A 25,661-nucleotide genomic window follows, 5' to 3' on the forward strand; every position below is an offset into this window, starting at 1 on the left:
GGCTGAGCGGAACCTTTGCAGCGCGCGTCATTACGAGTGAGTGAAAAGAACCACGCGGTATCTCGCACGGCGGTGTTCATACCGATCGGCTAGATTCCATGGGTTCGCCCGTCGCGCTGTGCGCACGGAACCACGCGAGACCCGGGGAGGGGATCCATGACCACACCACCGAACTATCCGAATCCAGGCCCGCCCGGCCACCCACAGCAGCCGCCCGGTCCCGCTCCGCAAGGCTTTCCGGGGCAACAGGGTTACCCGGGGCAGCCTCAGGGCTACCCCCAGCCCGGATACCCTGGCCAGCCGGGCTATCCGCCGCAGGGTGGCTTCCCGCAGCAGCCGGGCTACCCGGGTGGCGGGTTCCCGCCGCCGGGGCCACCACCGCGGCAGAACAGGGGCGGCGGTGGCGTCGGCAAGATCCTGGCCGTACTCGGTGTCGTCGTGGTGCTCGGCTTGCTGGTCGTGGGGGCCCGCACCGTGTTCCGCTCGGACGGGGAGAAGATCGAGATCGGTCAGTGCGCGAAGTTGTCGGGCACCACGATCAAAGCCGAGTTCGCCACCAAGGAATGCTCCGATCCGGAAGCCAACTACGTCGTGGCGCAACGGCTCGACGGCTCGAACGCGGACTGCCCGACCAAGGATTACGCCAGCTACTACCAGACCGGCAGCAACGATTACACGCTGTGCCTGCGGCTGAACGTCAAGGAGGGCGACTGTATCGACGGCGGCTTCCTCGGCGCCAGCACGAAGGTCGCGTGTGGTTCGGCGGCGGACTTCAAGATCGGCCGGATCGTGCGCGGCACCGCGGACAAATCCGCGTGCGGAGCGAAGGCGACCGAGAACGACACGATCGTCTACCCCAAGCCCGAGCCGATAACCCTGTGCCTGGCGCCGCCCAAGTAGCGGTTCGTGGATAGTCGAGGAAGTCGGGGCTCGGCCATCGAGTGAGTGCCGATGGTCGAGCCGCGAGGCACCGAGGCGGTCAGGCCGCCTGCCTACCGGGCTCGGCGACGACGCTCGCGAACCAGCAGCAGAGCAGTATGGCGACCATCGGTACGACCATGGCCGTGGTCAGCGACACCACGGCGGTGAGCCAGCCGATGACCGTGGGACCGGCGAGCAATCCGACGTAGCCGACGCTGAACACCCGGGACATGTCGGTCGCGGCCGTGCCGGAGCCCAGATTGCCTGCCGCGGTGAAGATCTGCGGTACGCCACCGGCCAGTCCGATCCCGGTCATTGCCCAGCCCAGCAGCGTCAGCGGAATCCAGGGCGAGACGATGATCACCGCGAAGCCGAGGGCGGCGATCAGCGAGCCGTAGCGCACCACCGCGACCCGGCCGAAGACGTGGCTGACCCGGTCGATGCCGAAACGCCCGATTGTCATCGTGGTGGAGAAGGCGCCGAAGGCCAGCGCGGCGGTCGCCGCGTCGGCGCCCAGATGCTCGCGCATCTGCAACGCGCTCCAGTCCGCGGCCACGCCCTCGGCCAGGAGCAGTGCGAAGGCGATCGCCGCCAGAGCGAGAACTTTTCGGGCGCGATCGCGGGCGTTCACCTGCCCGCGTGCCACCTTGTCATCGCGAGGTCGGTCCAGCGGCTGTGCCGTCGCCGTCCCGTCGTACGCGGTCGGCGTGACGTCGTGCCCGGACCCGGCGGCCTCGTGCCGGGGCGTCATCGCGTCGTGGCCGAGCGGCGTGGCGTCGAGCTCGGTCGCGTGCACTGACGCGACACCGTGGGTGGCCGTGTGCGCGGAGGGGGAGACTTCCCGCAGCAGCCGCGGCACCAGCGCGAGCGTCAGCGCGACACAGGCGAGCGCCGCGAGCGTCAGGGTCGCCCGCACATCCCAGCCCGCCCGGAGCGCGGCGGCTCCGAGCAGTGAACCGAGCAAGCCACCGCCGGAGAACAGCGCGTGGAAGGCGGCCATGATCGGACGCCGGTAGGCCCGCTCGACCAGTACCGCTTGGGTATTCATCGACACGTCCAGCGCTCCGTTGCCGAAGCCGAAGAACATCAGAGCGAGCGCCAAAGTGAACGGGCCGGTGGCCAGGCCGGGCCCGATCATCGCCACCGACCCGATGCACGCGGCCGCGCCGACCAGCGTCCTGCTGCCGAACCGATCGGCGAGCGGACCCGCCAGCCGCATCCCGACGATGCCCGCACCGGACATCAGCAGGATGAACATCCCCAGTGTCGATTTCGAGATCCCGGTGCGGTCGATGACGACCGGGATGTGCACCACCCACATGGCGAGTAGGAAGCCGTTCAACGCGAAAACGGTGAACACCGCGGCGCGCGCGACGCGGATCGGACGATCGACCGTCGGGCTCAACACCACTTCGACGGTACCGATAAATGGTCCGTTTCGGCCGGCCTCGCCCGCGGAACCGGTCCAGGGCGTCGTCGACCTGGTCGTGCGACCGTGCGTGACGCTCGGCATTGCGCGTCGCGTCCGCGAGCGAGCCCGCTTATCTTCTCAACGCCTCATGCGGCCGGGACATTCCAGATTCCGGTGGCCGCCGTCTGCGTGACGTAGTCGGCGAAATCCTTCGGACTGCGGCCGATCGCACGGCGTACGCCCTCGCCCGGCTCGGCGTTGCGCCCGTCGAGCACCGTGCCGAACAAGTAGTCGAGCAGGCTCACCACGTCGGCGGGAACTCCGGATTCGGTCAGTCCGGCGACGAAATCCGTTCGGGAGACGGGCACGAAGGCGATCGGCCTCCCGGTGGCCGCGGCGATCTCCGCGACCGCCTCGCCGAAGGTGATCGCCCGCGGCCCGGTCAGTTCGTAGATCTCGCCGTCGTGCCGGTCCGAGGTGAGCGCGGCGACGGCTACGTCGGCGATGTCGTCGGCGTGCACGAACGGCTCGGGCACGCTGCCATTGGGCAGTGCGAGTTCCCCGGCCAGGATGTAATCGGTGAACGCGCCCTCACTGAAGTTCTGCGCGAAGAAACTGCTGCGCATGATCGTCCAGTGCAGGCCCGAGTCCCGCACGGCCTGCTCGCACTGCACGGCCTCCGGCTCGCCCCGCCCGGACAGCAGCACCAGCTTGCGCACGCCTGCTTGCGCGGCGGCCCCGGCGAACGCGCGGATCACCTCGGGCGCGCCGGGGACCGCGAGGTCCGGCTGGAACGCGACGTAGACGGCGCGCACGCCGGTCAGCGCGGCGGGCCAGGTGCCGCGGTTGGCCCAGTCGAACGGGATGTCCGCGGCTCGCGAGCCGACGCGGACCGGATGCCCGGCCGCGCGGAGCCGGGTGAGGACACGGCTGCCGGTCTTGCCGGTGCCGCCGGTCACGAGGATGAGGTGGTGGTCAGTGGTGGTGTTTGTCATGGATCCAAGTACATCCGCCGCAGCTGAGACGGAACATGGTTCAGCGGCTCATGATCATGCGTGATCGTCTACTCTGGAGGCGTGGATGCGCTCGCCAGTCTGCTCGAAGGCCCTCGCGCTCGCGGCGCGTTCCTGATGTGCTCGCTGCTGAATCCGCCGTGGTCGCTGCGCATCGAGGACGAGGCGCCGCTGACCGTGCTGTCGATGATCCGCGGCGGCGGGTGGATCGTCACCGATCAGGGCGCGCCGCGGCAGTTGGGCGCGGGCGATGTCGCGATCTTTCGCGGGCCCGCGCCGTACACGGTGGCCGACGACCCGGCCACCGAACCGCAGATCGTCATCCATCCCGGCCAGGTGACGAAGACGCCGGACGGCGAAATTCTTTGCGAAACACTCAGTTTGGGTGTCCGGCAGTGGGGGACCGATCCGCACGGAGCGACCCTGATGGTCACCGGCACCTATGAGTCCGCGGGCGCGGCCAGCCAGCGCCTGCTGCGCGCGCTCCCACCCGCGCTGGTGTTGCAGCGCGACGACTTCGACAGCCGGGTGCTCGACATCCTGGTCGACGAGGTGACCAAGGACGAGCCCGCCCAGAGCGCCGTGCTGGATCGCCTGCTGGATCTGGTGCTGATCGCCGCGCTGCGCGCCTGGTTCGCCCGCAACGACGCGCCCGCCTGGTACCACGCCTACGGTGACCCGCTGGTCGGCAGAGCCCTGCGCCTGCTCCAGCACAATCCGGCGCACGGGTGGACGGTCGCGGGCTTGGCCGAGGCGGTGGGGGTGTCGCGGGCCGCCCTGGCGCGCCGGTTCACCGACCTGGTGGGTGAGCCGCCGATGGCCTTCCTCACCGAATGGCGGCTGGCACTGGCCGCCGACCTGCTGCAGGAGTCCGACGCCACGATCGAGGCCATCGCCCGTCAGGTCGGGTACGGCAGTGCCTTCGCGCTGAGCACCGCGTTCAAGCGGCACTTCGGCGTCTCCCCGCGCGACCACCGGCACAGCCGCGTGCGGTCAGGCCCGGAGGAGGGAGCTCGCGTAGCCACGTAGGGCCCCGCACGCGGCTCGATGGATACAGCCGCATTCCCACTGAGCTATCGTCGGCCGGGTGACGCAGCAGTATCCGGTGCTCTGGCCGGTGCCGACCCGGTGGGCCGACAACGACCACTACGGGCACGTGAACAACGTGACCTACTACTCGTACTTCGACACCGCGGTCAACGCGTGGTTGATGCACGCCACCGGAACCGACATCCGCGAGTTGCCCGCGCTCGGAGTGGTGGCGCAGACCTCCTGCCAGTACCTCGGCTCGATCAGTTTCCCCGACCAGTTGCAGGTCGGCTTGCGCATCTCCCGGCTCGGCCGCTCCAGCATCACCTACGACCTGGCCATCTTCCGGGAGGCCGACGGCGCGCTGGAACTGTCCGCCACCGGCGTCTTCGTGCACGTCTACGTGGACGCCGAGACCCGCAAGCCGGTCGAGATCCCGGAGGTCATCCGCACTGCGGCGGCGGCGCTCGTCACGGACTGAGCGCCGAGGGCGGACGGCATCACACGCGGCTGAGCAGGGTGAGCGGGTCTTCCAGGAATCCCGCGGTGGTGGTGAGGAATCGGGCCGCGAGCTCGCCGTCGATCACGCGATGGTCGAAGCTGACGCCGAGGGTTGTCACCCACCGGACGGCGATCTCGTCCCGGACGACCCACGGCCGCTTGCTGATCGAGCCGAGACACAGGATGGCGGACTCGCCCGGATTGACCAGCGGGACTCCGGCGTCCACGCCGAAGACGCCGACGTTGGTGATGGTGAAGGTGCCGCCGCGCAGGTCGGCGGGCGTCGCGCGGCCCGCGCGGGCGGTCTCGGCCAGCCAGCCGATCTCGCGGGTCAGGTCGCGCAGGCTCGAGGTCTGCGCTTCTTTGATGTTCGGTACCAGCAGCCCACGCTCGGTGGCCACCGCGATGCCCAGGTTCACGTAGTGCTTGGTGACGATTTCTCCGGAGGCTTCGTCCCAGAAGACGTTCATGCCGGGATGGTCGGCCAGCGCGGCGAGCGTGGCCTTGGCGACCAGCGGCAGCGGCGTCAGGGTCAGGCCCGCGAACGGTTTGGTGCTGCGCAGGTGGTCGAGGAGTTCCATCGAGGCGGTGCAGTCGACGGTGACGAAAGCCCCGGCCTGCGGGATGGTGCGCGCGCTGTTCGTCATCGCCGCCGCGGTGCGCTTGCGGATGCCACTGATCGGAGTGCGTTCCTCGCGCGCTGACGGGAGGGCCGTCCCGGCGGGCGCGTCGGCCGGTCCGACCGGACGCGGCTGGGAGACGGGCACCGCGCCGCGGACGTCATCGAGGGTAACCGCGCCACCCGGACCTGAGCCCGCGATGAACCACAGGTCAATGCCGAGTTCACGAGCGAGTTTTCGTGCGGCGGGTGTAGCCGCCGGGCGGGTTTCGCCGAGCGCTTTGCCCGGCCGTTCCGGTTCCCGCAGTTCGGTATCCGCCTCGGCGGGCGGCGAGACGCGGTGTTGTTCCGAGGGAGGCCGCCGCCGGGATGTGGCCTCTTCTTCGGGGCCATAACCCACCAAGACCGACGCACGGCCCGTTTCCCTCGTGGTCTCTTCCGGCCGGGCCGCCTGCTCCACGCGGATGAGCGGCGCCCCCACCGCGACGGTGTCGCCCGGCCGCGCGAGCAATTCCACCACCCGGCCCGCGAACGGCGACGGCAACGACACGACCGCTTTGGCGGTCTCCACTTCGGCGATGGCCTGATTCAACTCGACCGTGTCGCCGACGGCCACCTCCCACGCCACCAGTTCGGCGTCGGCGAGGCCCTCCCCGAGGTCCGGCAACCGGAATTCCAACACGGACGCCGAAAAGTCTTGACGGGCCGAGTTGTCCACGGGAGCACCTCTCACTACGGCGAGCCCGCCTCACGCGGCGAGGGAACGGTCGACCGCGTCGAGAATGCGGTCGGGGTCGGGCAGGTGGTGTTTCTCGAGCTTAGCCGGGGGGTAGGGGATGTCGAATCCGCCGACGCGCAGCACCGGCGCCTCCAAGTGGTAGAAGCAGCGCTCGGTGATTCGCGCGGCGATCTCGGCGCCGAGCCCGGCGAATACCGGCGCCTCGTGCGTGACGACCAGCCGTCCGGTCTTCGCGACCGACTCCTCGATGGTGTCGAAATCGATCGGAGACAGGCTGCGCAGGTCGATCACCTCGAGTGCGCGTCCCTCCCGCGCGGCGATCCGCGCGGCCGACAGCGCGGTCGCCACGGTGCCGCCGTAGGCGACGACGGTCGCGTCCGAACCCGTGGTGCACACGCGCGCGCGGTCCAGTGCCAGGCCGCCGTCGCGGTCGAGCGCGACGAAGTCGACGTCGGCTTTGTCCCAGTACCTGCGCTTGGGCTCGAAGAAGATCACCGGGTCGTTCAACGCGATCGCCCGGCGGATCATCGAGTACGCGTCCGAGGGGTTGCTCGGTGTCACGACGCGCAGCCCGGCGGTGTGCGCGAAATAGACTTCGGGTGATTCGGAGTGGTGCTCGACCGAACCGATTCCGCCACCGAAAGGGATGCGAATGGTCAACGGCGCGTTGACCTTTCCCTGCGTGCGATAGTTGATCTTGGCGACGTGCGAGACGATCTGATCGAAGGCGGGATAGACGAAGCCGTCGAACTGGATCTCGCACACCGGCCGGTAGCCCCGCAGCGCCATGCCGAAAGCCGTTCCGATGATGCCGGATTCGGCCAGCGGCGTATCGATGACGCGGTTGTCGCCGAAGTCCTTCTGCAACGTGTCGGTCACCCGGAATACGCCGCCGAGGCGGCCGATGTCCTCGCCCATCAGCAAGACCTTCGGATCGTCCTCCAGCGCGCGGCGTAAGCCGGTGTTGAGCGCGGCGGCGAAGGTGGTGATCATCGCGGGACTCCTTCTGCTGGTGCGCGGTGCCCGCCGGGATCACCGGCCAGGTATTGCGCGTATGCCCTCCGCTGTTCGGTGATCAGCGGGTGCGGAGCGGTGTAGACGTGGTCGAACAGCTCGCTCGGCGCCGGATCGGGCATGCCGATGGTCGCGCCGCGCACCGCTCGGGCGACCGCGTCCGAACGCTCGGCGACCTGGGCGGCGAACGCGTCGTCCCAGTGCCCTTCGTGCTCGAGCAGCCTGCGGACACGGTCGATCGGATCGCGCCGCGCCCACTGCTCGGTCTCGGCGGCCGAGCGGTAGCGGGTGGGATCGTCCGCGGTGGTGTGCGGACCCATCCGGTAGGTGAGCGCTTCGATGAACGACGGGCCGCCGCCGGAGCGCGCCCTGGCCGCCGCCTGTCTGGTCACGGCGAGCACGGCGAGCACATCGTTGCCGTCGACCTGCGTGCCCGGCATGCCGTATCCGTACGCGCGGTGGGCGATCGGTGTCGCGCTCTGGACCCGCACCGGTTCGCTGATCGCCCAATGGTTGTTCTGGCAGAAGAACACCACGGGCGCGCTCCAGCTCGCGGCGAATCCGAGCGCCTCGGCCAGATCGCCCTGACTGCTGGCGCCGTCGCCGAAATAGGCGATGGTGGCGATCTCGGCGCCGTCCAAGTGCGCGGCGAACGCGTAACCGGTCGCGTGCAGGCCCTGGGAACCGACGACGATGTTCGGGTTGGTCATGTTCACCGGACGCGGGTCCCAGCAATGGTGGGCGGCTCCGCGCCAGAGCCGGGTGAGATCGGTGGGCGGCACCCCGCGGCAGTAGGCGACCGCCGTTTCGCGGTAGCTGCAGAACACGTAGTCGTCGGGACGCAACGCGTGCGCCGAGCCGACCTGGACGGCCTCCTGTCCGAGTAGGGGCGCCCACAGGCCGAGCTGGCCTTGCCGCTGCAGCGCGGTGGCCTCGACGTCGATCCGCCGGGTGACCACCATGTCCGCGTACAACGCCCGCAGCTGCTGCGGCCCGATGTCGGTGACCAGCGCGGCATGCGCTGGATCGAGGACACGGCGACCATCCGGCTGCACCAACTGAACCGGATACTCGGACTTGCCGGGCATGGACGATCGCCTCCTCACCAGGCCGTAGCGACACACCGGAATGTGCCCTACTTCACAGCATCCACCTCAATGCGAACTGCGCAAGCGGTCGGCCGATGGATGGGCAGAATGCTCAATTGCGACTGGCGGGCTGATGTCATACTGCGTGGTATGACCAGAGAAAACGTCGCCGTGAGCCTGGATGCCACCGACGCCAGGCTGCTCCTGGAGCTGGTCGCCAATCCCAGGGCAACGGGTGTCGAGCTGGCCGCGCGGCTCGGCCTGTCCCGCAATACCGTGCAGGCTCGGTTGTCCCGCTGGGAGGCCGGTGGCGTGCTCGGCAGCTTCGAGCGTCGAGTCGAGCCGCGCGCGCTCGGTTATCCGCTCGCCGCGTTCGTGGCGGTCGTCGTCGACCAGCACCGGCTGGATTCGGTGGTCGACGAACTCGCCGAGGTGCCCGAGGTGACCGAGGTGTGCGGCATGACCGGACTCACCGATCTGACGGTGCGAGTGGTCGCGCGCGACGCCGACGACCTGTATCGCATCGCCGGGCAGATCCTCAAGATCCCCGGCGTCGAGCGCACCAACATGGCGCTGGTGATGCGCGAGCTGGTCGGTCCGCGCACCGCACCGCTGCTCGATCGCCTGGCGAACTCGGGGTGAACGCCCCTGACCTCGACTGTGCTGAGGTTCGAGTCGTCGCCGTTCGCCAAGTAGACGAGTGGGATAGCGGGGGTTGTGCGCGTCGGCTCGAACTTCCGGGCCGCCCGGTTACACCGCGCGACCGATTCCCCGACGCGGCTCGCGGCGGCCGCGATGGCTCCGGGACAGCGCGATGTCCCGCTAGGGTGCGGGAATGGAGATTTCGGGCAAAGTGGCCATTGTGACGGGGGCGGGCGCGGGGATCGGGGCGGCGTTGGCCGCCCGGCTCGTCGCGGCAGGCGCGCGCGTGGTGCTGGCCGATCTGGACGGTGCGAGTGCGGCCAGGGTGGCGGAGTCTCTGGGGCCGGGTGCGGTCGCGGTGGGTGGTGATGTGGCCGACGAGGCGGTCATCCGCGAGTCGATCGACCGCGCCGAGGCCGAATTCGGGCCGGTGGACCTGTATTTCGCCAACGCGGGCATCGGCGGCGGCGCGGGCCTGGACAGCACCGACCAGCAGTGGGCAGCCGCGCTCGAGGTCAACGTGATGGCGCACGTCCGCGCCGCGCGGATGCTGGTGCCCGGATGGCTGGCGCGCGGCGGCGGCTACTTCGTCGGCACGGCGTCGGCGGCGGGGCTGCTCACCCAGCTCGGTTCGGCGCCCTACGCGGTGTCCAAGCACGCGGCCGTCGGGTTCGCGGAATGGCTGTCGGTCACCTACGGCGACCGTGGGGTCCGGGTGAGCTGCGTGTGCCCGATGGGCGTGGACACGCGGTTGCTGCAGGGCGGCCTGGTTCCGCCGGAGCACGCCGCCGAGGCGGAACTCGCGGTGAAGGCCGTCACCAGCGCGGGTGCGGTGCTGTCCCCGGAGGAGGTCGCCGAGGTCGTGCTGACCGGGGTGGCCGACGAGCGCTTCTTGATCCTTCCGCACCCCGAGGTGCTGAAGATGTACCGCCACAAGGGCTCCGACTACGATCGCTGGCTCGACGGAATGCGCCGCTTCCAGGCCGCACTGCAGGCGTAGGCGGCTGCCGAGCCTTCGCTCGACCCGGTGAGCCGTGGACGCACTTCCTCGGCCGGACTCATTGCGACCGAGGCAGCACTTTGCGCACCACGAGCCCGGCGAGCAGCGCCCAGAAAGCGGCGCCGATGCCGGCGAACCCGACCCCGGAGGCGGCGATCACGAAGGTCACGACGCCTGCCTCGCGGTGCTCGGAGCGCAGTGCCGCGCCGAGCGCCGCCGCCAGGGTCGCCAGCAGGGCCAGGCCGGCGACGGTTTCCAGCGTTCCCGCCGGAGCGGTCGCGATCAACGTCACCAGGGCGGCCGAACCCAGCGCTAGGGCCAGATACATCACGCCCGTGGTGAACGCCGCGATCCAGCGCCGCTTCGGGTCCGGATGCGCGGCGGGGGCTGCCGAGAGCGCGGCGCTGATGGCGGCGAGGTTGATCGCGTGCCCGCCCGCGGGCGCCCCGGCGACGGTGCCGAGACCGGTGACGGTCATCGCCGCGCGCCAGGGCACCCGGTAGTCGAACGAGGCCAGTACCGCGGTCCCCGGGATGTTCTGCGACGCCATGGTCACGACGTAGAGCGGGATCGCGACGCCGATCAGCGCTTGCCAGCTCCAGTGCGGCAGCGTCAGTTCCAGCCGCGGGGCCATCGCGGCCACGTCGAGGTGCCGGTGCTGCGCCATGATGCTGATCGCGGCGCCGAGCGCCGCGGTCGCGAACGCGGCGATCACGGCCCAGCGCTGGGCATACCGTTGCAGCACGAGCCAGACCAGGATCACCGGCACCACCACCGCCGGACTGGTCTGCACGGCCCGGACCGGAGCCAGGCACAACGGCAGTAGCACACCGGCCAGCATGGCCTGTGCTATCTCCACCGGGATCGCGGCGACCAGCGTGCCCAGCCGCTGCCACAGTCCGGTGACCACGATCAGCGCCCCCGCGACCACGAACGCCCCGATCGCGGCGGGCCAGCCGCCCGCCACCGCGCCGGTCCCGGCCAGCAGCGCCGCGCCGGGCGTGGACCAGGCCAGCGTGATCGGCATCCGGTAGCGGTAACTCAGCGCCATCATGCCGACCGCCTGCGTGAGGCACAGCGCGAGCAGGCCCGACGCGGCTTGGGCGGGACTCGCTCCCACCGCGGTCAATCCGCTCAGCACCACCGCGAACGAGCTGGTGAAACCGACGAGCGCCGTCACCGCGCCCGCGCCCAGCGGGGGCAGTAGCCCGGTCTTCGACCGTTCGGGTTCCCGCGTCACGGGGGTGGGGTCGGTGGAAACATTCGACACCGGTCGGATATTGCCCCTGGTCACGCGGGCGTGTCGCCTGCCAGTGCCCGGAAACTGGCCTGACTTGGACCGGCGGGTGACATGGGACACGAGAGTATGGCGACATCGGCACATCCGGATGCGTAGGGTAGGGGAGTCGGTGCGCGAGGACGCGATTCGGGACGAGGAGCTGAGTTGAGCGCGGTACTGATCTCACCGGGAGAGCTTCGGGACGCCTTGGCGGACAAGCGGCTTCACCTACTGGATGTCCGATGGGCGCTGGGCGACCCGGACGGGCCGCAGCACTATCTCGCAGGCCACATCCCGGGTGCGGTGTTCGTCGACCTGGAGATCGAACTGGCCGCGCCGCCCTCACCCGCGCGCGGCAGGCATCCCTTGCCGGACCTCGCGCAGTTGGAGAAGTGCGCGCGCAGTTGGGGTCTGCGCAACGGCGATCCCGTGGTCGTCTACGACGCCACCGGTGGCATGGCCGCCGCCCGAGCCTGGTGGCTGCTGCGCTGGGCGGGTGTCGCGGACGTGCGCATTCTCGACGGCGGGCTGCCCGGCTGGATCGAGGCGGGTGAACCCGTCGCGACCGGCGCCGAACCCGATCCCGAGCCCGGCGACGTCGACCTGAGCCCCGGCCATCTGCCGGTGATCGATGCCGACGCGGCGGCTCGCTGGAAGGGCGTACTCCTGGATGCCCGGGCCGCGGAGCGTTTCCGCGGTGACGTGGAGCCGATCGACCCCCGCGCCGGCCACATACCCGGCGCACTGAGCGCGCCGACCGCCGACAATCTCGATGCCAAGGGCCGCTTCCGCGCAGTGGAGCAATTGCGCGATCGTTTCGCCGGTTTCGGGTCCGGGCCGGTGGCCGTGTACTGCGGTTCCGGCGTGACAGCGGCGCACCAGGTCGCGGCCCTCGCCATCGTGGGAGTGGAGGCGGCCTTGTATCCCGGGTCGTGGTCGCAATGGTCGAACGATCCGAAACGACCGGTCGCGACAGGTAGCTGACCAGCGGGGGACCTACAGCCAGGCGCGGGCCAGGAGATCGTCGTCGGTGACCTCGCTCGCCCGGGGCGGGAACCGAGTGGCCGCGATCGACTCGATATGCGTGCCGTCGTGCCCGATCAGCCACGAGCCGCCCTGCTCCTCGCATTCGGCGATCTTGGCGAACGTGGTGAGCAGGAACGTGATCGCCTCGCTCGGGTGGGTGGTGCGGGCCAGGCACTGGGATTCCCCGGGCCGCGACAGGTCCAGCCATACGCCGCACTGCCCGTCGAGCCGCATGCCGACGATCTTGTCGGCGTGCACGAAGGTCCACTTGCGCCGTTCCCACGCGGTCGTCGGTGTGAAGCTCTGCTCGAGAACCTGGAGCAGGATCGTCATGCTGCTTCCTCCGCTTCCTCGACACCAAGCTGCGGTTTCTCTACGATGACCTGCGAATAACCCAGTATGTGCCGAACCGGCGCCGATCGGTAGTGACACGTCCATTCGTCCGGCCGCGACATTGCGATGTCTTCCCGGTACACGTGGTCCACCTCGAATTCGCGTGGTCCAGCACACTGTCGGTACCGTCCATACTGCTCCTGAACTGGGGGTTTCGCATGGATCATCGGTACGACATCCCGAAGGACCTGCACCGTCCCGGCTGACGGCAGGCGGCGAGTCCCGCTCGTGCCGCCTCGGGTGACATCCGGTGCTCGTGCCACGGCAGCGGAGTCGGTTCGACCGGGCCGAAGGCGCGCCGGTCGGGTGTTCTCGGCGTGGAAACCCGGACGTCGGCGCGGTGTGACGGCTCGGTGCGGTGGTCACGTTCGGCGCGTTCCGGCCACCCCGATCGAACTGCTCGACGATCCTGCCGACCACGGGGTGCGCGGGCGTGTCGGGGCCGCCTGCTTGGATGGGTTGATGCTGCACGGACTGTGGTCGCCGGGATCCGGGTTGCTGCTCTGGCACGACTCGCCGGTCGCTGCCGCGTCCGCCGAGCTTCCCGATCCGCTGGGCCGCGTGCTGCGGGCGTCGAAATTCCGGCACCGGGCCGAAGTCTTGGTCGTCGCGGGCGGCGTCACCGCTACCGAGCGGGTGCGTGCGCACGCCCTGGCCCCCGTGGCGGCGGCCGAGGCCCTTCGGCAGCGGCTTCCCGCCGAGCTGGTGTCGGGCGATCTGCGTTTCCTCGCCCACGTCGCCCATGGCATCGAACGCTGGGTGCGCGCCGGGCGGGTCGTGCCGGAGCTGCGCAGGGAGGACGGGCAGTGGTGGGTGCGCTGGCGGCTGGTCGGCGGGGAGCGGCAACGTGCGTGGCTGGCCGAACTGGCGGTCGCCATGCCGCAGGCCCTGCGGGTGGCCGGGCGTCCGGGCGCGCTGCTCGACGATATGGTCACCGAACTCACCGATCCGATCGCGCGGGCGCTGGCCGACCCGCCGGGCGCGTCGCATCCGTTGCTGGCCGCGCTGGTGGGCGACACCGCGCTGGACAACGGCAGCTACCAGGTCGCGGAGGTGCTGGAGCGCTGGCGGGCCAGTCTGACCGGTGACGAGCCGGAGCTGGTGCTGCGCCTGCTGGAACCGGACGGCGAGATCGGCGTGGCCGACGATGGGGTGGCGCTGTGGCGACTGGAGGTCTGCCTGCGGGTCACCGGTGAGGCGCCGAAAACGGTTGTCTTGCAGGAAGATCCGAATCTGATACGGATCGCCGTGGACAAGCTCGGCGCGGCGCAGCGCGCGTATCCGAGGCTGCGCGACCTGCCGAGCGATCCGCGCAGCCTGGATCTGCTGTTGCCCACCGAGGTGGTGCTGGACCTGGTGGCGCACGGCGCGCACGCCCTGCACGCCGCCGGAGTCCAGTTGCTGCTGCCGCGCGCGTGGAGCGTCGCCGAACCGAGTATGCGGCTGCGCGTGGACAGTGCGGTGCCCGCGGCGGAGAGCGCGGTCGGTCTGCGTGGCCTGGTCTCCTACCGGTGGGAGCTCGCGCTCGGCGACATGGTGTTGACCGCGGCCGAGATGCAACGCCTGGTGCGCGGCAAATCCGATCTGGTCCAGCTGCGCGGTCAGTGGGTGCAGGCCGATCACAAGGCGCTGGCCGCGGCGGCCCGGTATGTCGCCGCGCATGCCGACGACTCGCCGGTCACCTTCGCGGACATGCTCGGCGAGATCGCGGTCTCGCGCGTGCCGCAGGTGCCGATCACCGACGTCACGGCCTCGGGGTGGGCGGCCGACCTGCTCGACCGCACGCACGAGCCGGCGGCGGTCGCCCCGCCCGTCGGCCTGAAGGCCGAGCTGCGCCCGTACCAGGAACGCGGCCTGTCCTGGCTGGTCACGATGAGCCGGATGGGGTGCGGTGGAATCCTGGCCGACGACATGGGACTCGGCAAAACCGTTCAGGTGCTCGCGTTGCTGGTACACGAGCGCGAGAACTCGTCGCCGACCGTTACGCCCGATGCTGCTGAGCCGGGCCCCACCTTGCTCGTGTGCCCGATGTCGGTGGTCGGCAACTGGCAGCGCGAGGCGGAACGCTTCGCCCCCGACCTGCGGGTGTGGGTGCACCACGGCGCGGGACGGCGGACCGGCGCCGAACTCGACGAGACGGTCGCCGCCGCGGATCTGGTGATCACCACCTACGCGCTGCTCGTCCGCGACGCCGAGGAACTCGGCAAGCAGCAGTGGAACCGCGTCGTCTTGGACGAAGCGCAGCACATCAAGAACGCCGGAACGCGGCAGGCGCGGGCGGCGCGGTCGCTGCGGGCGCGGCATCGGTTGGCGCTCACCGGCACTCCGGTGGAGAACCGGTTGGAAGAACTGCGCTCGATCATGGATTTCGCGATGCCGAAGGTGCTCGGCAGTCCACAGTCGTTCCGCGCCCGCTTCGCGGTGCCCATCGAACGAGAACGCGACCAGAACGCGATCAGCCGCCTGCGCTGGCTCACCCAGCCGTTCGTGCTGCGGCGCGTGAAGACCGACCCCACGGTGATCAGCGACCTGCCGGACAAACTCGAGATGACGGTGCGGGCCAATCTCACCGTCGAGCAGGCCGCGCTCTATCAGGCGGTGGTGGACGACATGCTGGCCAAGATCAAGGACGCCGAAGGGATGGCGCGCAAAGGCGCCGTGCTCGGTGCGCTCACCCGGCTCAAGCAGGTGTGCAACCATCCGGCGCATTTCCTGGGCGACGGGTCGGGTGTGCTGCACCGAGGGGCGCACCGCTCCGGCAAGCTCGCCCTCGTCGAAGACGTAGTGGACGCGGTGCTGGCCGACGGCGAGAAGGCTCTGCTGTTCACGCAATTCCGGGAGTTCGGGGAGCTGGTCGCGCCCTATCTGGCGGAGCGGTTCGGAGCGCAGATCCCGTTTCTGCACGGTGGCGTGCCGAAGAAGAAGCGCGACGCGATGGTCGCCGGATTCCAGGCGCCGGACGGACCGCCGCTGATGTTGTTATCGCTCAAAGCGGGTGGCACCGGAATCAATCTCACCGCCGCCAACCACGTGATCCACTTGGACCGCTGGTGGAATCCCGCGGTGGAGAACCAGGCCACCGACCGCGCCTTCCGTATCGGTCAGCGACGCAACGTGCAGGTACGCAAGCTGGTCTGTGTAGACACGATCGAGGAGCGGATCGACGAGATGATCAACGGAAAGCGGCAACTCGCCGATCTGGCCGTCGGTGCGGGGGAGAATTGGATCACCGAACTGAGCACCGACGAACTGCGCGACCTGTTCACCCTCGGCGCGGCGGCGGTGGGTGAATGAGTTTCGTCGACTACTCCGAGTACGGGAAGAAGCTGCCGGTGCGCGGCGGAGTCCCAGCACGCAGCCTGCGCGGCGGCTTCGGTCGCACCTGGTGGGGTAAGGCGCTGGTGGAAGCGGTCGAGCGGATGGCGGAGCCGGGCCGGCTGGCGCGCGGCCGCAATTACGCCAGGTCCGGCCAGGTCGTGAACTACCGGATCGAGCCGGGCGCGGTGACCGCGGAAGTTCAAGGCAGTCAACCGCGCCCGTTCACAGCGGTGTTCACTGTGCGCCCGCTGCGCGAGGACGAACTCGAGTTGCTCATCGAGACCATTCGTTCGGCTCCGGGCATGCTCGCCGAGATCGCCTCGGGCGCGTTGCCGACGGGGTTGGGGCCGCTGCTGCTGCCGAGCACGGCGGCGGACCTGGATTTCTCCTGCACCTGCCCCGACCCGGGCTGGCCGTGCAAGCACGTGGCCGCGGTCTGCTACCTACTGGCCGAGCGACTCGACGAACGCCCGCGAGAGATCCTCACCCTGCGGGGACTCGACCTGGACACACTCATCGGCGGCATCGAGCGCGAGCCGCGATCACCCGTTTCCGACGACCCGTACGGCGAGCACGCTGCTCTGCCCGACCTGCCCGCCGTCGAATTCCGCCCGGCGCCGGAGGATCTGGATCCCGTGCTGCTGCGCAAAGCCTTGCGGATGACCTCGGCCGACGAGACGGTCGCCGCGACCGGTCTGCGTGAACTCACCGCTGTCTATCGGCTGTTCGACCGCTGACGTTGGTTGGCACCCAGCATCGAGGCTGTCGGTTACCGCCGGTCTGTCGGGGCGGGATCGATTCCGGCGGAGCGAAGGGACCGGAGACTTCCCGACGCCGGGTGCCGATATCAATTCTCCTGCCGCGCAACCCGGCACGGAACTGCCCCAGGAGCGCCTTGGCACTGCCCTTGCGCCGAACTTGGCGGTGAACCGCCGACTGCCACACAGCCCCTCTTCGTGCTCGAAAAGGGCACCGAGCAGCGCGGATGTTCTGTTATAGGCTGACAGCGTGGCAGGGAATAGTCCGTGGGCCGGATTGCCTCGCGACGACCTCGCAACTCCCGTGGACGTGCGCACACCGCCGCGCCGGGTGGTGTCGCTCGTTCCGTCACTGACCGAGGCGGTGGCACTCACCTGTCCCGAGGTCCTGGTTGCCGCCACGCGATGGTGCACGCACCCGGCCGATTTGGCGGTCGAGCGGGTTCGCGGCACGAAGAACCCTGACGTGCGGCGCATCGTCGAACTCGCTCCCGACTTGGTGCTGTGCAACAAAGAGGAGAACCGCCGCATCGATGTCGAACGCCTGCGCGCGGCGGGGATCCCGGTGTGGGTCACCGAAATAGAGACGGTCGACGACGCCATCGCCTCGCTCGCCCGGCTCTGCGTGGAAGCGCTGGGTGTCGAGGTCCCGGCGTGGCTGGCCGAGGCCGAAACCGCCTGGAAGCCACCGCCACCGGCACCGCCTCGTGCCGCCGTGATCCCGATCTGGCGCAACCCGTGGATGGTCGTCGGGCGGGACACGTTCACCGGCGACATCGCCCATCGCCTGGGCCTGCGGCTGGTGCACGCCGATCGCCCCGATCGCTATCCGCGCGTCAGCGAGGAAGAGTTGACCGCGGGTGTCGAGTTGGCAGTGCTTCCCGACGAGCCGTACGTCTTCACCGAATCCGACGGGCCGGACGCGTTCGCGGGGATTCCGGTCGCGTTGGTGGAGGGTCGCGCTCTCACCTGGTACGGGCCGTCACTGGCGACCGCTCGCGGCACGCTCACCGCGCGACTGGCTCGCGCGGCTCAGCCGAGTTCGTAGTCGAACCAGATGCGGTGGGTGCCGTCGGCGTCCACGCTGAGCCCGCCGGTGCCCGTGATCCCCGCGAGGCCGCCGGTGCCGCTGCTGGGGACGATTGCGCAGAACTCGTTGGTCCGGTCGGAGCCGGTGGTGCTCGCGACATGCAGGAAGTTGAAGGCGCCCGAGACGCCGCCGAGGGCGCCATCGAACGACTCCATGGCCACGTAGCTGCCCACGCCGGTGGCCTGGTCGAACGCGGAGGTGAAGACCGTCGACGAGCGGCCCTCGATCCCGCCGTGGAACTGCTTGGCGATGATGGCGACGCCCACCGGTAGCGCGGTGGTGATCGTCGAATCGGGGGCCACTTCGGCCGCGACGAAGGAACTCACGGAGAAGGTGCCGGTCGCTTTCACGCGGCAGATCCTAGCCACGGGCACCGACATGATCGCCCGGCCCCGAAGTGGGACCGTCTCAGTCCGCGATCCGGTACACCCGCTGCGCGGTGGTGCGGAAGACCCGCTCGAGTTCCGCGCGCCCGCCGCCGTGGCCGGTGACAGCCGTCGCGATCGCCTCGATACTGTTCGCGATGCTGGTGACCGGCTTGTCCACGGGGAAATTCGAACCCCAGATGAGTCGGTCCGCGCCGAAGACTTCCAAGGCGTGCTCGACCAGTGGGCCGATCCGGTCGAGCAGCTGCGGCACGGGCGTCGAGGTGCCCCGCGGTGGAATCGGGTGGCCGAGGATCGGCATCATCAGCCCGCTCACCTTCGCGACCACGTTCGGGCGCGCGGCGAGTGCGGCGAGATCGTCGCGCCACCGCACCAACAGCTGCCTGCGCAGTCCGGGATTGGTGCCGGTGTGTTTGCCGACGCCGCCGAAGATCCCCGCGGGCGTGCCCAGGTGGTCCAGCACTATCGGCACCTCGGGATAGCGTTCGGCCAGCGCGGTGACGTCGGGAATGGCGTGCGAGTACACCCACGCTTCGAAGGACAGGCCGCGCTCGGCCAGGCGCGCGAATCCGTCGAGGAACTCCTTGGTGGTCAGTTTGCCGGGCGCGTCGGTGAACGACCGCACGCCGGGATCGGGATGGTGGGCGACCATGGTGCGGATGCCGCGCAGCAGCGGCGACGCGGCCGCGTGCGCGTCGAGCAACTCGGCGAACCCCGGGTCGGCCGGGTCGCCGCCTGCGAGGATCGCCCCGAGTCGTGGCGCCGTCTCCAGCGGCAGGCCTGCCACCCACGCGGTCTCCCCGGCCTTCCCGAGCGGGCCCGGCTGTGACCATTCGACCTCGATGTGCGCGACCACCTCGACCGGTGCGTTCCCCGCGTCGGCGCGGTAGTCGAACGGCAAGTAGGGCCGCAGGTAGGCGGCCGGATCACCGACGAACTGCCGGTCCCGCCGCGGTGCGAGGCGCTTCGCCGCGTCCACCGGCACCGGCAGCAGGCGGAACATCTTCGCCAGGACGCTGAAATCTCGCGGTGTGGTGAACGGATCCCACTGGTGGATGTGTGCGTCGATGATCCGAATGCCCGAGAGATCCATGTCTGCCGTCCCAACCGCGCCGAAGGTTTGCTCGGCGATTGTCACATGCCCGCGCGCGGTGGGCTCGAAAACACCCGGAGCGGGATCGCTCGGCGAGTTCGGCCCAATCCTCGGTCGCGGGCCCCTGCCCGCGAGCGCGAGCCGGGCCACCGGGCGACGCCGTATCGGGTGCTCGAAGATGCGCGAGCGACCGCTCACACATTGCGGCGGTACTGACCGCCGACGGTGAAGAACGTGTCGGTGATCTGCTGCAGCGTGCACACGCGGGCGGCGTCCATCAGGACCTCGAAGATGTTGTCGTCGGTGCGGGCGACCGCTTCGAGCCGGGCCAGGGCGGCATGGGCGGCATCGCGGTTGCGCTGCTGGAACTCGCGGACCCGCCGCAATTGGGACTGTTTCTCCGCTTCGGTGCCACGCGCCAGCTCCAGCACCCGCTGGAGTTCGTCGTGGGAGTTGCGGAAGGTGTTCACCCCGATGATCGGCAGCGAACCGTCGTGTTTGCGCTGCTCGTAGCGCATCGATTCGTCCTGGATCTTGCCGCGCTGGTAGCCGGTCTCCATCGCGCCGAGCACGCCGCCGCGTTCGCTGATCCGGTCGAACTCGGCCAGCACGGCCTCTTCGACCAGATCGGTGAGCTCGTCGACCAGGAAGCTGCCCTGGAGCGGATTCTCGTTCATCGCCACCCCCCACTCCCGGTTGATGATGAGCTGGATGGCCAGCGCGCGGCGCACCGAATCCTCGGTCGGGGTGGTGACCGCTTCGTCGTAGGCGTTGGTGTGCAGGCTGTTGCAGTTGTCGTAGATCGCGATCAGAGCTTGCAGCGTGGTGCGGATGTCGTTGAAGTTCATCTCTTGGGCGTGCAGCGACCGGCCGGAGGTCTGGATGTGGTACTTCAGCTTCTGCGACCGTTCGTTGGCGCCGTAGCGGTCGCGCATGGCGACCGCCCAGATACGGCGGGCCACCCGGCCGATCACCGAGTACTCCGGGTCCATTCCGTTGGAGAAGAAGAACGACAGGTTCGGCGCGAAGTCATCGATGTGCATGCCGCGCGCGAGATACGCCTCCACGTAGGTGAATCCATTGGCCAGGGTGAAGGCCAGCTGGCTGATCGGGTTCGCGCCCGCCTCGGCGATGTGGTAGCCGGAGATCGACACCGAGTAGAAATTGCGGACGCCGTTGCGCACGAACCATTCCTGGATGTCGGCCATCATGCGCAGACTGAATTCGGTGGAGAAGATGCAGGTGTTCTGGCCCTGATCCTCCTTGAGGATGTCGGCCTGCACCGTGCCGCGCACCGTGGCCAGCGTCCGGGCGCGCAACTCGGATGCCTCGGCGTCGGTGGGCGGCCGCCCCTGCTCCGCCGTGAAGCGGTCCAGCGCCTGATCGATGGCGGTGTTGAGGAAGTAGGCCAGGATGGTCGGCGCGGGGCCGTTGATGGTCATCGACACCGACGTGGTGGGCGCGGCGAGATCGAAACCGTCGTAGAGCACCTTCATGTCGTCGAGCGAGGCGATCGACACCCCGGACGTGCCGACCTTTCCGTAGATGTCGGGACGCTCGGCCGGATCGTGCCCGTAGAGCGTCACCGAATCGAACGCGGTGGACAGCCTTTTCGCGTCGGAATGCTCGCTGAGCACCTTGAACCGGCGGTTGGTGCGGAACGGATCGCCTTCGCCAGCGAACATCCGCGCCGGGTCCTCGTTGTCGCGTTTGAACGCGAACACGCCCGCCGTGAACGGGAATCGGCCGGGTAGGTTCTCGGCGCGCAGGAAGCGAAGCAGTTCACCGTGATCGGTGTAACGGGGCAGGGCGACGCGCGGAATCGAGTTGCCGGACAGCGTCTCCCGGCGCAGCGGAGTGTGGATCTCCCGATCGCGCACCCGTACTACCTGCTCGTCGCCGCGATAGGACTCGGCGAGCGCGGGCCACTCGGCCAGCAGCGCGGCGTTCGCGGGGGTCAGGTCGGCGCGGGCGCGTTCGGCCAGTTCGGCGACGGCGGTGTCGCCGGGTAGCTCGGCTGCCACTTGCTCCAGGCGTTGCAGCCGCCCCCCGGCGACGACTTGGGCGGCGGTCTCGGCGTGGTAGCCGCGCACCGTCTCGGCGATCTCGGCCAGGTAGCGCACCCGCGCGGGCGGGATGAGCTGGGCGAAGCGCGTGGACGTGCGGGTATCCACACGGGGCAGCGCGCCGGGCTCCAGTCGCAGGCCGTGGTCGGCGAGCAACCCGGTCAGGTGCTGGTAGAGCGCCGTCACCCCGTCGTCGTTGAACGTCGCCGCGCTGGTGCCGAAGACCGGCATGTCCTCCGGGGCGGCGTGGAACTCCTCCCGGTTGCGGATCAGCTGCCGGGCCACGTCGCGCAGCGCGTCCGCGGCGCCGCGGCGCTCGAACTTGTTGATCGCCACGACGTCCGCGTAGTCCAGCATGTCGATCTTCTCCAGCTGGGAGGCGGCGCCGAACTCGGGCGTCATCACGTACATCGACACGTCGACGTGGTCGGTCACCGCGGCGTCGCCCTGGCCGATGCCGGGTGTCTCCAGGATCACCAGGTCGTATCCGGCGGCCTTGCAGGCGGTCAGGATGAGGTCGATGTTGTCGGGCAGCTCCCGTCCACCGCGGGTGGCCAGCGAGCGGAAGAAGACGTGGTCGCCGTCGAGGACGTTCATCCGGATGCGGTCACCGAGCAGCGCGCCGCCCCCGCGGCGGCGGGTCGGGTCCACCGCGAGGATCGCGACCCGCGGCTTGTCCTGCTGGTCGGAACGCAGCCTGCGGACCAATTCGTCGGTGAGCGACGACTTTCCGGACCCGCCCGTACCGGTGATGCCGAGCACCGGCACGGTCCGCGCCGCCGCGGCGTCGGCCAGCTTCTGCCGGTCGGTCTCCGGCAGGGTGTTCGCTTGCAGGCAGGTGATGGCGCGAGCCAAGGCGGCGCGCTCGCCGGCGAGCACCGCGTCCGCCACCGGCGGCTCGGCCGCGAGGTCGATATCGCAGGCGCGGATCAGTTGGTTGATCATGCCCGGCAGGCCGAGTCGCTGTCCGTCCTCGGGGGAGAAGATGGTCACGCCGGATCCGGCCAGTCGCGCGATCTCCTCCGCGACGATCACGCCACCGCCGCCGCCGAAGATCCGCACGTGCCCGGCTCCGGCCTTCCGTAAGGCGTCCGCCAGGTATTCGAAGTACTCGACGTGGCCGCCCTGATAGGAGCTGACCGCGACACCCTGGACGTCCTCGGTGAGCACGGCGTCGACGACCTCGGTGACCGAGCGGTTGTGGCCTAGGTGGATCACTTCGGCGCCCTGGCTCTGCAGGATGCGGCGCATGATGTTGATCGCCGCGTCGTGCCCGTCGAACAGGGCCGCCGAGGTGACGAAGCGAACGGGATGAGTGGGTGCGTAGAGCGCGCTGCTGTCGGCCACGGGATTCCTCCGGGGATTCCATTGTCGCCCGATACTAGGACGTCAAACTAATCGTACGGTGACTGTGATCACATCGCCAGCAGCGCGGACGGCCGAGGCGCTTCGGCTGCCGGTCGTGCGACGTGCGCGCGCCTGCGTCGTATCGCCCGGCGGTAGCTCGAACATCCGACCGGCGTGCGGGTTCGCCCATTCGCGCCGAGGGCGATTGTGTTGTCCGGGCGGCCGACTCGGACATACTGGGCGCATGGCGAGCGACGACAGGACGAGGACCGCGGTAGGGCGGCTGGTCGCCGAGGGCGTGCTGACCCGGGACCAGGCCGATGCCGTGGTCGCGGCGCTCGCCGCCGAGCAGGCGGCGGCGGCCGCGCGCGGAAAGGTGCTCGCCGAGATCGCGGCCTACGTCGGCGCCGGCCTGTTGTTCGGAGGGATCTTCCTGGTGGCGGCCTCGTCCTGGGATGATCTCGGGCGGCCGGTCCGGGTGGGCGTGCTCGCCGTCGTGGCGGCGGGCCTGCTCCTGGGAGGCGTTCTGCTCACGGGGTTGTCGTCCAGCCGCGCGAGCGCGAACAGTGCGCGCGCCAGGCTGGCGGCCGTGCTCTTCGCGCTGGGCGCCGTCGCGCTCGCCGGGTCTGTCGGCACGGCGCTCGAGGGTGGACAATCCGACGCCGCCTGGGTTTTCGCGTGCGCGGCGGGAGCGGTGATCGCGGTACTCGGTTACCTCGCGCTGCCCTCGGTCGTGGGACTGCTCGTTTGTGCCTGCTTCGTGCCCGCGGCCGTCGCGGGGGTCCTGACCGAGCTGATCGGTCTCGATGACATCTGGGGCAGCGCGGCGGTGTTGTTGCTCGGTGCCGCGTGGTTCGCGTTGACGCGGATGGGCGCCGTGGTCGACATCCGGGTCGGATACCTGGTCGCGATCGTCACTTCGGTCGCCGCCGCGCAGAGTCTCGAGATCGATGGCCGGACCTCGGCCTACTCGACCACAGCGCTGGTGGCGCTGGTCTGCTTCGCGCTGTACGCGACCCAGCGGACGGCGGTGCTGGTTCTCGGGGGCGGTGCGGCCATCGCGCTGGCGGCAGGTCAGGCGGTCTCGGATTGGACCGACGACTCGCTCGGCGCGGCGGCGGTGGTCGTCGCGATCGGCGCGATCACGCTCGCTTCGGGCGCGTTCCGCCTCGCACGACCGCGGCGGGCAAAGGGCGACGATCCGGCTGTTCCGCTATCGAAGGCATAGCCCGCGAGCGACGTGGATTGCCGCGCGCGTCCGCCGGAATGGGCGGGGGAACGGCTCGGCGTGTCGGACCAGGCGGGCCGTGGAGGCGTGGGATGAATCACATCACGCTCGCGGCTGTACGAATACTTGGACATCCAACTATAGGATGACCGCATACCGCTTCAGCGGTGTCCCGATCGGCTACGAGAACAGGACTGGCATGGTTCGCGAACTCACCCATTTCATCGGCGGACAGCATGTGCCGGGCAAGTCCGGCAACTTCGGCGACGTCTTCGATCCCAACCTCGGTCAGGTGCAGGCGCGGGTGCCGCTGGCGAGCAAATCCGAGGTCGAGGCGGTGATCGCGAACGCCGAGGCGGCGCAGCCGGTGTGGGCCGCGTTCAACCCGCAGAAGCGGGCGCGCGTACTGATGAAGTTCCTGACCCTGGTGCAGGACGAGATGGATTCGCTGGCCGCCCTGCTGTCCTCCGAGCACGGCAAGACCATCCCCGACGCGAAGGGTGACATCCAGCGCGGCCTGGAGGTCATCGAATTCGCCACCGGCATCCCGCACCTGCTCAAGGGCGAGTACACCGAGGGCGCGGGCACCGGCATCGACGTGTACTCGATGCGCCAGCCGCTCGGCGTGGTCGCGGGCATCACCCCGTTCAACTTTCCGGCCATGATCCCGCTGTGGAAGGCCGGTCCCGCGCTGGCCACCGGCAACGCGTTCGTGCTCAAGCCCTCCGAGCGCGACCCCTCGGTGCCGCTGCGGCTGGCCGAGCTGTTCCTCGAGGCGGGTCTGCCCGCCGGTGTGTTCAACGTGGTCAACGGCGACAAAGAAGCCGTCGACACACTGCTGCACGATCCGCGCGTCAAGGCCGTCGGCTTCGTCGGCTCGACGCCCATCGCGCAGTACATCTACGAGACCGCGACCGCCAACGGCAAGCGCGCCCAGTGCTTCGGCGGCGCGAAGAACCACGCGATCGTCATGCCGGACGCCGACCTCGACGACGTCGCCGACCAGCTGATCGGCGCGGGCTACGGTTCGGCCGGCGAGCGCTGCATGGCGATCTCGGTGGCCGTCCCGGTCGGCGAGGAGACCGCCGACCGCCTGGTGGCGAAGCTGACCGAGCGGGTGCACAAGCTCAACGTCGGCCGTTCCGACGACCCCGGCGCCGACTACGGGCCGCTGGTCGGCCAGGACGGCGTGAACCGGGTGAACAACTACGTCCAGATCGGCATCGATGAGGGGGCCGAGCTGGTGGTGGACGGCCGCGGCCTGGTCGTGGAAGGCGCAGAGGACGGCTACTTCGTCGGCGCGACGCTGTTCGACAAGGTGACGCCGCAGATGCGGATCTATCGCGAGGAGATCTTCGGCCCGGTGCTCAGCGTGGTGCGCGCCAAGGACTACGAAGAGGGTTTGCGGCTGGCCAACGAGCACGAGTACGGCAACGGCGTCGCGATCTTCACCCGCGACGGCGACACCGCCCGCGACTTCGCCGCGCGCGTGCAGGTCGGCATGGTCGGCATCAACGTGCCGATCCCGGTGCCGATCGCCTACTACACCTTCGGCGGCTGGAAGCGTTCCGGCTTCGGCGACCTGAACCAGCACGGCCCGGATTCCATCCGCTTCTACACCAAGACCAAGACGGTGACGCAGCGCTGGCCTTCCGGCCTGAAGGAGAGCAACGCCTTCGTCATCCCGACGATGGACTGAG

21 protein-coding genes are annotated in these 25,661 nt (G+C 69.6%); 11 read left to right on the forward strand and 10 right to left on the reverse strand.

What is annotated here, in order from left to right; all coding sequences use genetic code 11:
- The first annotated feature begins 156 nt into the window (after positions 1-156).
- The gene (locus GVY39_RS26985) at positions 157-900 is read left to right on the forward strand and encodes a hypothetical protein (protein WP_159930381.1); all 744 of its coding nucleotides are present in this window, start codon (positions 157-159) and stop codon (positions 898-900) included.
- 79 nt (positions 901-979) lie between these two features.
- Here GVY39_RS26985 and GVY39_RS26990 read toward each other — a convergent pair whose 3' ends face one another.
- Both GVY39_RS26990 and GVY39_RS26995 read right to left on the reverse strand, forming a co-directional pair.
- The gene (locus tag GVY39_RS26990) at positions 980-2,329 is read right to left on the reverse strand and encodes an MFS transporter (RefSeq protein ID WP_236565761.1); all 1,350 of its coding nucleotides are present in this window, start codon (positions 2,327-2,329) and stop codon (positions 980-982) included.
- 149 nt (positions 2,330-2,478) lie between these two features.
- Complete coding sequence (locus GVY39_RS26995; protein WP_159930379.1) at positions 2,479-3,327, reverse strand: NAD(P)H-binding protein; 849 nt, start codon at positions 3,325-3,327, stop codon at positions 2,479-2,481.
- A gap of 81 nt (positions 3,328-3,408) precedes the next feature.
- Between GVY39_RS26995 and GVY39_RS27000 the strand changes: the two genes are divergently transcribed.
- Positions 3,409-4,374 (forward strand): AraC family transcriptional regulator, encoded by a 966-nt coding sequence (locus GVY39_RS27000; protein ID WP_159930378.1) that lies wholly within the window; start codon positions 3,409-3,411, stop codon positions 4,372-4,374.
- A gap of 58 nt (positions 4,375-4,432) precedes the next feature.
- Positions 4,433-4,855 (forward strand): thioesterase family protein, encoded by a 423-nt coding sequence (locus GVY39_RS27005; RefSeq protein WP_236565760.1) that lies wholly within the window; start codon positions 4,433-4,435, stop codon positions 4,853-4,855.
- A 19-nt stretch (positions 4,856-4,874) separates the two neighbouring features.
- Here GVY39_RS27005 and GVY39_RS27010 read toward each other — a convergent pair whose 3' ends face one another.
- Genes GVY39_RS27010 through pdhA form a run of 3 tightly spaced genes read right to left on the reverse strand, consistent with a single transcriptional unit; the run spans position 4,875 to position 8,335 of the window.
- Positions 4,875-6,212 carry a dihydrolipoamide acetyltransferase family protein gene (locus GVY39_RS27010; RefSeq protein WP_159930377.1) on the reverse strand — a complete coding sequence of 446 codons (1,338 nt, stop codon included), beginning with the start codon at positions 6,210-6,212 and terminating at the stop codon, positions 4,875-4,877.
- 30 nt (positions 6,213-6,242) lie between these two features.
- Positions 6,243-7,226, reverse strand: a complete 984-nt coding sequence (locus GVY39_RS27015) for an alpha-ketoacid dehydrogenase subunit beta (protein ID WP_159930376.1) — start codon at positions 7,224-7,226, stop codon at positions 6,243-6,245.
- Positions 7,223-8,335: a pyruvate dehydrogenase (acetyl-transferring) E1 component subunit alpha gene (gene pdhA / locus GVY39_RS27020; RefSeq protein WP_159930375.1), complete on the reverse strand. Its 1,113-nt coding sequence runs from the start codon at positions 8,333-8,335 to the stop codon at positions 7,223-7,225. The genes GVY39_RS27015 and pdhA overlap by 4 nt, the downstream gene beginning before the upstream one ends.
- 150 nt (positions 8,336-8,485) lie before the next feature.
- On the opposite strand from pdhA, the gene GVY39_RS27025 reads away from it, so the two are divergent.
- Entirely contained in the window at positions 8,486-8,977 is a 492-nt protein-coding gene (locus GVY39_RS27025) for an Lrp/AsnC family transcriptional regulator (RefSeq protein ID WP_159930374.1), read from the forward strand.
- A 193-nt stretch (positions 8,978-9,170) separates the two neighbouring features.
- Positions 9,171-9,977, forward strand: a complete 807-nt coding sequence (locus GVY39_RS27030) for an SDR family NAD(P)-dependent oxidoreductase (RefSeq protein ID WP_159930373.1) — start codon at positions 9,171-9,173, stop codon at positions 9,975-9,977.
- Positions 9,978-10,035: 58 nt separating this feature from the next.
- On the opposite strand, the gene GVY39_RS27035 is transcribed toward GVY39_RS27030, so the two are convergent.
- Positions 10,036-11,217: a benzoate/H(+) symporter BenE family transporter gene (locus GVY39_RS27035; protein ID WP_223521578.1), complete on the reverse strand. Its 1,182-nt coding sequence runs from the start codon at positions 11,215-11,217 to the stop codon at positions 10,036-10,038.
- A gap of 216 nt (positions 11,218-11,433) precedes the next feature.
- Here GVY39_RS27035 and GVY39_RS27040 point away from each other — a divergent pair, with 216 nt between their 5' ends.
- Positions 11,434-12,240, forward strand: coding sequence for a sulfurtransferase (locus GVY39_RS27040; protein WP_201295403.1), 807 nt, complete (start codon positions 11,434-11,436; stop codon positions 12,238-12,240).
- A 12-nt stretch (positions 12,241-12,252) separates the two neighbouring features.
- Here GVY39_RS27040 and GVY39_RS27045 read toward each other — a convergent pair whose 3' ends face one another.
- Positions 12,253-12,615, reverse strand: a complete 363-nt coding sequence (locus GVY39_RS27045) for a hypothetical protein (RefSeq protein WP_159930370.1) — start codon at positions 12,613-12,615, stop codon at positions 12,253-12,255.
- Between the two features lie 522 nt (positions 12,616-13,137).
- Between GVY39_RS27045 and GVY39_RS27050 the strand changes: the two genes are divergently transcribed.
- The 3 genes from GVY39_RS27050 to GVY39_RS27060 all read left to right on the forward strand — a co-directional run bounded on the left by GVY39_RS27050 (position 13,138) and on the right by GVY39_RS27060 (position 17,799).
- Positions 13,138-15,969, forward strand: a complete 2,832-nt coding sequence (locus GVY39_RS27050) for a DEAD/DEAH box helicase (RefSeq protein WP_159930369.1) — start codon at positions 13,138-13,140, stop codon at positions 15,967-15,969.
- Entirely contained in the window at positions 15,966-16,730 is a 765-nt protein-coding gene (locus GVY39_RS27055; protein ID WP_159930368.1) for an SWIM zinc finger family protein, read from the forward strand. The genes GVY39_RS27050 and GVY39_RS27055 overlap by 4 nt, the downstream gene beginning before the upstream one ends.
- A 271-nt stretch (positions 16,731-17,001) precedes the next feature.
- Complete coding sequence (locus tag GVY39_RS27060; RefSeq protein WP_249644166.1) at positions 17,002-17,799, forward strand: helical backbone metal receptor; 798 nt, start codon at positions 17,002-17,004, stop codon at positions 17,797-17,799.
- Here GVY39_RS27060 and GVY39_RS27065 read toward each other — a convergent pair.
- The 3 genes from GVY39_RS27065 to icmF form a co-directional block, all read right to left on the reverse strand.
- Positions 17,784-18,191 carry a DUF3224 domain-containing protein gene (locus GVY39_RS27065; RefSeq protein WP_159930367.1) on the reverse strand — a complete coding sequence of 136 codons (408 nt, stop codon included), beginning with the start codon at positions 18,189-18,191 and terminating at the stop codon, positions 17,784-17,786. The two genes, GVY39_RS27060 and GVY39_RS27065, sit on opposite strands and share 16 nt — an antisense overlap.
- Before the next feature lie 58 nt (positions 18,192-18,249).
- Positions 18,250-19,320, reverse strand: coding sequence for an amidohydrolase (locus tag GVY39_RS27070; protein WP_159930366.1), 1,071 nt, complete (start codon positions 19,318-19,320; stop codon positions 18,250-18,252).
- Positions 19,321-19,514: 194 nt separating this feature from the next.
- Positions 19,515-22,733: a fused isobutyryl-CoA mutase/GTPase IcmF gene (gene icmF / locus GVY39_RS27075; protein WP_159930365.1), complete on the reverse strand. Its 3,219-nt coding sequence runs from the start codon at positions 22,731-22,733 to the stop codon at positions 19,515-19,517.
- Between the two features lie 244 nt (positions 22,734-22,977).
- On the opposite strand from icmF, the gene GVY39_RS27080 reads away from it, so the two are divergent.
- Entirely contained in the window at positions 22,978-23,961 is a 984-nt protein-coding gene (locus tag GVY39_RS27080; protein ID WP_159930364.1) for a DUF2157 domain-containing protein, read from the forward strand.
- Between the two features lie 199 nt (positions 23,962-24,160).
- Positions 24,161-25,660, forward strand: a complete 1,500-nt coding sequence (locus GVY39_RS27085; RefSeq protein WP_159930398.1) for a CoA-acylating methylmalonate-semialdehyde dehydrogenase — start codon at positions 24,161-24,163, stop codon at positions 25,658-25,660.
- The last annotated feature ends 1 nt before the right edge of the window (position 25,661 follow it).

It is taken from the genome of Nocardia sp. CY15 (genome assembly GCF_009829295.1).
Lineage (GTDB): Bacteria > Actinomycetota > Actinomycetes > Mycobacteriales > Mycobacteriaceae > Nocardia > Nocardia sputi.

Excerpts from the sequence above, each read along its gene's own strand:
- pdhA (WP_159930375.1), bottom strand. The coding sequence starts at position 8,335 with ATGCCCGGCAAGTCCGAGTATCCGGTTCAGTTGGTGCAGCCGGATGGT.
- GVY39_RS26995 (WP_159930379.1), bottom strand. The coding sequence starts at position 3,327 with ATGACAAACACCACCACTGACCACCACCTCATCCTCGTGACCGGCGGC.
- GVY39_RS27050 (WP_159930369.1), top strand. The coding sequence starts at position 13,138 with ATGCTGCACGGACTGTGGTCGCCGGGATCCGGGTTGCTGCTCTGGCAC.
- GVY39_RS27080 (WP_159930364.1), top strand. The coding sequence starts at position 22,978 with ATGGCGAGCGACGACAGGACGAGGACCGCGGTAGGGCGGCTGGTCGCC.
- GVY39_RS27085 (WP_159930398.1), top strand. The coding sequence starts at position 24,161 with ATGGTTCGCGAACTCACCCATTTCATCGGCGGACAGCATGTGCCGGGC.
- GVY39_RS27025 (WP_159930374.1), top strand. The coding sequence starts at position 8,486 with ATGACCAGAGAAAACGTCGCCGTGAGCCTGGATGCCACCGACGCCAGG.
- GVY39_RS27070 (WP_159930366.1), bottom strand. The coding sequence starts at position 19,320 with ATGGATCTCTCGGGCATTCGGATCATCGACGCACACATCCACCAGTGG.
- GVY39_RS27015 (WP_159930376.1), bottom strand. The coding sequence starts at position 7,226 with ATGATCACCACCTTCGCCGCCGCGCTCAACACCGGCTTACGCCGCGCG.
- GVY39_RS27045 (WP_159930370.1), bottom strand. The coding sequence starts at position 12,615 with ATGACGATCCTGCTCCAGGTTCTCGAGCAGAGCTTCACACCGACGACC.
- GVY39_RS27030 (WP_159930373.1), top strand. The coding sequence starts at position 9,171 with ATGGAGATTTCGGGCAAAGTGGCCATTGTGACGGGGGCGGGCGCGGGG.
- GVY39_RS27055 (WP_159930368.1), top strand. The coding sequence starts at position 15,966 with ATGAGTTTCGTCGACTACTCCGAGTACGGGAAGAAGCTGCCGGTGCGC.
- GVY39_RS26985 (WP_159930381.1), top strand. The coding sequence starts at position 157 with ATGACCACACCACCGAACTATCCGAATCCAGGCCCGCCCGGCCACCCA.